Source organism: Actinophytocola sp. (assembly GCF_049647105.1).
Taxonomy (GTDB): domain Bacteria; phylum Actinomycetota; class Actinomycetes; order Mycobacteriales; family Pseudonocardiaceae; genus Actinophytocola.
This window is the reverse complement of the sequence record NZ_JBARWZ010000046.1, coordinates 1-7,193: the sequence shown is the minus strand read 5'-3', so window position 1 is coordinate 7,193 and position 7,193 is coordinate 1. Positions and strand designations below refer to the sequence as shown.

Genomic DNA, 7,193 nt, shown 5'->3' with positions numbered 1-7,193 from the left:
GCACAGGGGGTGTGCACGAAACCACCGGCTTGTCCCGTTCGGACACGGGTCCCGAGGAGGCGTGGATAGGCTGGCGTGCGATGGACGCCAAACCAGTTCGCCACCTGCCGCTCGCCATGGGGATCGCGGCCGTCGTGCTCGTCGTCGACCAGGCGACGAAGCTCTGGGCCGAACGCACACTCACCGGCCGCGACCCGATCCCCGTGTTCGGGGACTTCCTGGGGTTCCGGCTGCTGTACAACCCGGGCGCGGCGTTCTCGATGGGCGAGAACGCGACGTGGGTCTTCACGATCATCGCGGCGATCGCCGTTGGCTGGCTGTTCTGGTACGTCACGAAGCCGCACCCGGTCGGCCAGGTGATCGCGTTCTCGCTGCTGCTCGGCGGTGCGACCACGCACCTGCTCGACCGGCTGTTCCGCGACCCCGGCTTCGCACGCGGGCACGTGGTCGACTTCATCGACTACAACGGGTGGTTCGTCGGGAACGTCGCGGACATCGCGCTGACCGTCGGTGCCGTGCTCGCGGTCGTCCTGACCGCTGTGCAGAAGGAACCCACCGGCGAACCCGCCGAGACCAGCGACTAGGCGTCCCGGTACCGGTCGCGGACCTCGGGGAGGCGCCGGAAGCCGGCCGACGCGTAGGTCGCGACGGCGCCGGCATTGGCGCTCGGGGTGCAGACGATCGCGCTCGACGAGCCCAGCTCCCGGAGCGCGGCCGCCGCCGCGACGGTGATCGCCGTGCCGTGGCCGTGACCCCGATGGTCCCGGTGCACGCCCATCGGTTCGAGCAACCCGGGCCTGCCGGGACCGGCCGACCACACCGTCACCGCCGCCACCGCGTTGCCACGGTCGTCGTGCGCGACCAGGCACCGGGCGTCGGCGTACGGCGACCCGGCCGCCATCGCGTGCCAGCGCTCGGCCGTGAACGTCGACCCGTCGAACGCCGCCCGCTGCACCGCGGCCCGCACGTCGGCCCGCTCCGGCCCGATCACCTCGATCCGCATGCCAGGGTCCCGCACCGGCTCCGTGAGATCGCGGCGCAGCGGCGTCCACGGCTCGTCGGTGTGCCAGCCCTTCTCGGACAGCACGTCGTGGACCAGCGCGCCCTTGGGCGCCTCGACGGACACCTTCCCCTCGGGCAGCACGCCGCTCACGTCGTCGACCAGTCGCCGTGCCAGCTCCTCGTCCCGCGCGGCGTCCTGCGCGATCGTCAGCCGCAACAGCCCGGGTCCATCCAGCAGCCCGACGGAGAGAATCCGCCCGTCCCGGCGCCACGTCCGGACCGCCGCGGCCGTCGCCTCCGCACCGAACCGCCAGAACCACCCCAGATCCCCCGGATGCAGTTGCGTCGGCGCCCCGTCGTCCTGCCACTCCCGCAGTACGCCAACGGCCTCGCTCAGGCCGTCGACTCCCGGCTTGCCCAGCACCATCGGCACGCGCTAGATCACCGGCCCCGCACCGTCGCGCCACCACGTGATCAGGTCGTTCGGCGTGAAGCCATGGAACGCGGCCCCCAGGATGTTGGTCCGGTCCGACGTCCAGATCAGGAAGTAGTTGTCGTGGGTCGCCGTCCCGCACAGGAGACTGCCGGTGTCACCACCTCGGGTGTACGGCGCGTCGGCGCGGAACCCGGGCGGGCCCGCGAGACAGTCGCCGCCGCTCACCGTGGACTGCTTCTGGTAGGCGTCGTCCATCGAGGCCTTGTCCGGGAACTGGTAGTAGAAGACGACACGCCCGCCCGGCGACGGCCCGCACGCCACCATTGCGGTGCTCCGCAACGCCACGTTGGCCTTGGCCTGCTCCGACGACGGCCGCATGCAGTGGTTGCGGGTGTTCTCCGGGACGCGCCGCAGCAACGCGGACTCCCGAGGTTGCGGAAACGGCGGCGACGCGGTGTCGTTCGCGGCCTCGACGACCTTCTGCGGCGGCACCCCATTGGTGCGGTGGAACCACGCGACCAGGTCCTCCGGTGTGTTGCTGCCGGTCGCGCGGATCATCAGGCGCAGCGGCTCGATAGTCCACTCCAGCATGGGTGTGCCGCGCGCACCCTGGTAGCAGAGCATCCAGCCGAGGTCGACGCTGCGCAGGTCGAACGCTCTGCTGCCAAGGAAGTTCTGGGGTATCTCCCCCTCGGTGCACGGCACCCCGGTCGGCGCGTTCGTCCCGTCGGCGTGCTGGTCGTAGGTGCGCTGCAGCGCGTCGATGTCGCTGAACCGGTAGTACGACACGGCGATCACGCCGTCGTCGGCCGGGTCGCAGTCGATGGCCGCCTCCAGGTCGCGGAACGTGGCGAGCGTGCCTGCCTGCGTCCGTTCGCAGCCGTTCAGCTCCACGAGGTCGTTCAGCGACTCCTCGGCCGGGGTTGGGAAGGCCGGGATGCGCACCCAGTCCTGCCATTCCTCGATGAGCCGCCGGTCGTCCGTCGCGCGGATCTCCGCCTGGGCGATCGTGCGCTGCTCGTCGTCCGTCCACACGAGACGCGTGACATCGCCCGTCGTGTCGCAGAGCACGCGGCCGATCTGGCCGCCCGCGTAGGGGTAGCGGTGTTCCGCGTCGGTCGAGACCGTGCAGTCACCGCGGTCGCGCGCGATGCCTGACTCCCGCACCAGCCCGCCGTACGCGATGTCCATTGTGGACTTGTCGGGGAACAGGCTGATCCGTACGTGCTGGTCGCCGTCCCGGCAGTCCTGGGTGTTCTCGGCGCCGGGCAGGGCCGGGGACACGGCGGCGCAGTTCCCGCGCAGCGGCGCCGGGATCCGGAGGGCGGGACTGGCACCGGAGTTCCCGCCGGTCGCGTTCACCACGACCACCACGGTGGCGGCGACGACCGCGAGCGCGGCGGCGATCGCGGTGGGCCGCTTCCACTTCGTGTTGCTGCGCGGCGGGTTGGGGTGCCGTACCCCGCGTACCCGGCCGCCGCTGACCGCGTTCGCCAGCTCCTCAGCCAGTTCCGTGCACGACGCGTACCGCTCCGCAGGCCGCTTCGCCAGTGCCGTCGCCAGGACCTTGTCCAGTGCGGTGGGTAGTTCCGGGCGCACCGTCGTCACCGGCGGTGGGGTCTCGTGGCTCTGCGCCCACAGCAGCGCGCCGGTGTCGGAGTGCCGGTGTGGTGCGCGGCCGGTGAGGCACTGGTACAGCACGACGCCGAGCGAGTACACGTCCGCGCGCGGGTCGATGGGTGCGGCCTCTGCCTCGCTGCCGGGGATCAGCTCCGGCGCGAGGTAGCCGGGCGTGCCGACGCGGCGGCCGACCTCGGTCAGCCGCTCACCCAGCGCCGGTGCCGCGATCCCGAAGTCGCACAACAGGATCCGGCCCGAGCGGTGCTCCACGAGGATGTTGCCCGGCTTGACGTCCCGGTGCACGACCCCGGCGGTGTGCGCGAAGTCCAGCGCCGAGGCGACCGAGCGGATCACATGTACCGTCCACGCGAGGTCCGGCGGGCCCGCCTTGAGCACGTCACGCAGGTTCGAGCCGTCGATGTAGGGCATGACCAGGTACAGCAGTTCGTCGTCGGCGGGCGCGGAGAACACCGGGACGATGTTGGAGTGGCTGAGGTTCGCGGCCGACTGCATCTCCCGGCGGAACCGCTCGCGGAACGATGGCTCGAACGCGAGCGACGGTGCGATGACCTTGAGCGCCACCGGCCGGTTGCCGAGGTGCTTTTCCTCCGCCAGGTAGATGACGCTCATTCTGGTTTCCGACAGTTTCCTGATCAGCCGGAACTGCGGTAGTTGGTCCGCCAGCTCGGGCTGGCTGGGAAACTGGTCGCCAGTCATGTCGTCCAACCAGAGAACTCCCCCCAGAGAAACAATGCTCGCTCGTGCCGATTCATGATGCCAGGCGCCTCATCGCCGCTTCAGCCGATCGGCAGCATGACGGTTTCGCCCTGGCCGGAACGAGGTAAACAGGTGCATGGCGGCGTTACCCCACGAAGGCACCTCTGGGACCGAGTCCCGTGATGAGCGGCTGGCCCGCAACGTGAGTGAACTCCTGCAGGAACTGCGCGTCGCCCAGGCGGGCGTTCAGTTCCTGTTCGGCTTCCTGCTCGCGGTCGCGTTCACCGAGCACTACGCGCGGGCGTCCGGGTTCGAGCAGGTCGTGCACCTGGTCGCGGTCGTGTTCGCGACGGCATCGGTCGCGCTGCTTACCGCGCCCGCCGCGTGGCACCGGCTGCTGTTCCGCCAGGGGCAGCGCCCGCAGATCCTGCGGGTCGCCAACCGCCTGATGGTCGCCGGGCTCGCGTGCCTCGCGACGGCGATGGTCGCGACCGTGCTGCTGCTGTTCAAGGTTGTCGCGGGCCCCGTGGTCGCGACGGTGTTCACCGTGCTGATCGCGGTCATGTTCGTCGCGCTGTGGTTCGTGATGCCGTTACGAACCCGGGCCGACGACAACGGCGAAGAGGACGACGAAGAGGACTAGGACGACAGGTCGTCGTACCACCCGCTGATCGCGTCGCGGTCCACGTCGGGGGCGTCCTCGAGGGTGTCGAACAGACCGGTCGCGTCCTCGTCACCGTCGTCGGCGTTCTCGTCCGGCTCGTAGGCGGAACCGTCCGTGCTGTCGCCGTCCTCGGTGTCCTCAGGACCAGCGGGCTCCTCGTCCTCGGGCGCCTCGGTGCTGTCGCCGTCCTCGCCGTCGCCGTAGGGCTCGTAGCCGTTGTCGGTGTCGTCGGTGTCGTCGGTGTCCTCGGGGTCCGGCTCCGTGTCACCGTCCGTGTCGGTCGGGTCGACCGGGTCCTCGTCGGTAGGGCCGGGAGACGGCTGGGGCTCGGGGTCCGGCTCCGGTGCTGGCTGCGGCTCCTGCGTGGTCGGCTGTGGCGTGCCGCCCTGCCCGTGGGCGTTCCAGGTGCCGAGACCGGTCGGGTCGTTGTAGGCGTCCTCGGCGATGCCGTCGTCATCCAGGTCGAGCAGCGCGGTGTCCGCGGTCCCGTCACCGTCGGAGTCCCACATGACGTCGTCGACGCGGCCGTCACCGTCGAAGTCCAGCGCGACACCGTCGGTGACCCCATCGCCGTCCACGTCGACGTTCGCGTCCGAGTGGTGGACGTTCGGAGTGCCTTCTCCGGTGCCGAAGCTGTACTCGATGTCGGGCATGTGCTCCCCCGGGGGCTTCTGGTCTGGATCTCGGAGAATAGATGCGCGGGCCGCGCCGGCGGTTCCGCCGGCAGTCTGCCAGGTTTCGGTTTGCTTCGGCGAACAATCGGTCACGGCCGGGAACGGCCTCGAAGACCTCCTCGTCGCAGGGCCGATCACGACCTGGAGGTAGTCCGTGACCACACCCGCCGGCTTCGACGAACTGCACCGGCTCGCCGGCGAGGCAGCCCGGTTCGCCCGGATCTTCTCGGTCGAACAGGACTCGGAGAAGACCTTCACCGGGCAGGACGAGACCGCGCGGGTCACCGTGTCCGTGGACGCCGACGGCCAGGTCACCGACGTCGAGCTGGCCCAGGACTGGGACGAGGCGATCGACCCGCGCAACCTCGGCGCCGCCGTCGTCGAGGCGGTGCACGCCGCGACCGCCTGCCGCGTGTCGGTGTGGGCGGACCGCGTGGCCGAGGCAGGCGAGGAGCCAGCGGAACCCGCGCCGCCACGCACGCAGGCGCCGGTGACGATCAACCCGTCGACGGCCGCGATCGAGGACCTGCTGTACCTGCTGCATCGCGTCGGCCAGGAGACCAGGCCGCCGGAGCGCACCGGCCGCCGACGGGATCCCGGCGACGAGCCGGACCGCCCTCGGCTGACGAAGGGCAGGAGCGACGGCCGCCACGTCGTCGTCGCGCTGGACGGCACGACGGTCGCCGAGGTGCGTGTCGAGACGAACACCATGTGGATCGGCGGTGCCAACCATCTGGAGGTCGCGAGCGAGCTGCGCAGCGCGTTCGAGGCCGCGTACCTGCGGGCCGAAGAGGAGGCCCCGGCCCGCCGGTCCGACAGCGCCGTCGCCGAACTGCGGGCGCGCACCGCCGACCCGCAGGAGTTCGTGGCGAGGCTGTTCGGCCTCGACCGCTGAAGCAGAGAGGACCCTTCCGATGGCCCCGACCCCGGACCAGTACAACGTGGCGCTGGCCGCACTGCGTGACGACGCCACACAGTGGACCGGCTGCGCCGACGCCCTCGCCGCCGCCAAGTCCACGGCGGACGGTCTCGATCTCGAGGCGCTGCACTTTTCGTACCTCGCGGACAAGTGCGGTCTCACGCGGCTCTACGCCGAGTTCCAGAGCAAGTTCGTCGGCCTGCTCGGCGAGGGCGAAACCATGAGCCGGGGCGTCGCTGACGCGCTGGAGTCGGCGGCACAGACCTATCAGCAAGAAGAAGAAGCCGGCGTCCACCGCATGAACAACGTTTGGTGAGGGAGACATGGGCGGGGTACTGAGCGATGGCGAGTTCCAGGACATCCTGCGGCGTGTGCAGGAGGCGCTTGGTGAGATCCCCACGCAGCTCCAGAGGCTGATCGACAACATCAACTCGGTGCTGGACTGGCTGCCTGGCTTCCTGATGGACCGCATCAACGACGCGCTCGATGCGGTCGGCGACTTCGTCGGCAAGGTGCTGACGGAGATCGGCAAGATCATCACACAGCCGGGTGTGCCGTGGACGCTGTGGAACCACGGCACCACGTGGACCGAACAGGTCGGCGGCACGGCGAGCACCTGGCAGGACATGTTCCACGTCGGCACGATGAAGACCGACGACGAGTGGAAGGGCGGCGCGGCCGACGCGTACCGCAACATCCTGCCGCTGCAACAGAAGGCACTCGGCGCGGTGAAGTCCGCCGCGGACGAGATCGACGACCTGCTGACGAAGATGGCCATCGCGATCGGCGTCGCGTGGCTCGCCATCGTCGCCGCGATCGTGTCGTTCGTGATCGAGCTGACCGCGGAGGCCGGCGCCGCGGCGACCGGCGTCGGCGCACCTCCGGCAGCCGCGGCGGCCGGGGTGTCGGCGGCGAAGGTGTGGGGCATCATCGCGGCCGCACTGGCCGCGCTCGAGGCGTTCGTGGCGGGCTCGCTGCTCCCGTCGATCAAGGACCTGAACCAGCGGATCAACAACAACGAGGGCTTCCCCGGCGGCCACTGGCCGCAGCTCACGACCGACATCGGCGACGCGAGCCACAAAGACAACCTGGGGCAGAACGCCCCGTGGGAGATGTCCAAAGCCTGACCGGGCGCGCAAGGGAAGAGGTGGCGGGGCCCCC

8 protein-coding genes are annotated in these 7,193 nt (G+C 70.4%); 5 read left to right on the top strand and 3 right to left on the bottom strand.

The window, feature by feature from the left end; translation table 11 throughout:
* A partial coding sequence (locus tag WBA97_RS06725; RefSeq protein ID WP_424229828.1) for a signal peptidase II occupies positions 1 to 584 on the top strand: 584 nt, incomplete at its 5' end.
* On the opposite strand, the gene WBA97_RS06720 is transcribed toward WBA97_RS06725, so the two are convergent.
* Together WBA97_RS06720 and WBA97_RS06715 are read right to left on the bottom strand one after the other, a co-directional pair.
* Positions 581 to 1,429: a GNAT family N-acetyltransferase gene (locus WBA97_RS06720; RefSeq protein ID WP_424229830.1), complete on the bottom strand. Its 849-nt coding sequence runs from the start codon at positions 1,427 to 1,429 to the stop codon at positions 581 to 583. The two genes, WBA97_RS06725 and WBA97_RS06720, sit on opposite strands and share 4 nt — an antisense overlap.
* 9 nt (positions 1,430 to 1,438) lie before the next feature.
* On the bottom strand, positions 1,439 to 3,775 hold the full coding sequence (locus tag WBA97_RS06715) for a serine/threonine-protein kinase (protein WP_424229829.1): 2,337 nt from the start codon (positions 3,773 to 3,775) through the stop codon (positions 1,439 to 1,441).
* A 136-nt stretch (positions 3,776 to 3,911) separates the two neighbouring features.
* Between WBA97_RS06715 and WBA97_RS06710 the strand changes: the two genes are divergently transcribed.
* Positions 3,912 to 4,418, top strand: coding sequence for a DUF6328 family protein (locus WBA97_RS06710; protein ID WP_424229827.1), 507 nt, complete (start codon positions 3,912 to 3,914; stop codon positions 4,416 to 4,418).
* Here the strand turns inward: WBA97_RS06710 and WBA97_RS06705 are convergent.
* On the bottom strand, positions 4,415 to 5,092 hold the full coding sequence (locus WBA97_RS06705) for a hypothetical protein (RefSeq protein ID WP_424229826.1): 678 nt from the start codon (positions 5,090 to 5,092) through the stop codon (positions 4,415 to 4,417). The two genes, WBA97_RS06710 and WBA97_RS06705, sit on opposite strands and share 4 nt — an antisense overlap.
* 175 nt (positions 5,093 to 5,267) lie before the next feature.
* On the opposite strand from WBA97_RS06705, the gene WBA97_RS06700 reads away from it, so the two are divergent.
* The 3 genes from WBA97_RS06700 to WBA97_RS06690 are packed head-to-tail and all read left to right on the top strand — an operon-like array spanning position 5,268 to position 7,159.
* Complete coding sequence (locus WBA97_RS06700) at positions 5,268 to 6,008, top strand: YbaB/EbfC family nucleoid-associated protein (RefSeq protein WP_424229825.1); 741 nt, start codon at positions 5,268 to 5,270, stop codon at positions 6,006 to 6,008.
* Between the two features lie 19 nt (positions 6,009 to 6,027).
* On the top strand, positions 6,028 to 6,348 hold the full coding sequence (locus WBA97_RS06695; RefSeq protein ID WP_424229824.1) for a hypothetical protein: 321 nt from the start codon (positions 6,028 to 6,030) through the stop codon (positions 6,346 to 6,348).
* Positions 6,349 to 6,355: 7 nt separating this feature from the next.
* A complete protein-coding gene (locus tag WBA97_RS06690; protein WP_424229823.1) occupies positions 6,356 to 7,159 on the top strand; it encodes a hypothetical protein in 804 nt (267 codons plus the stop codon).
* The last annotated feature ends 34 nt before the right edge of the window (positions 7,160 to 7,193 follow it).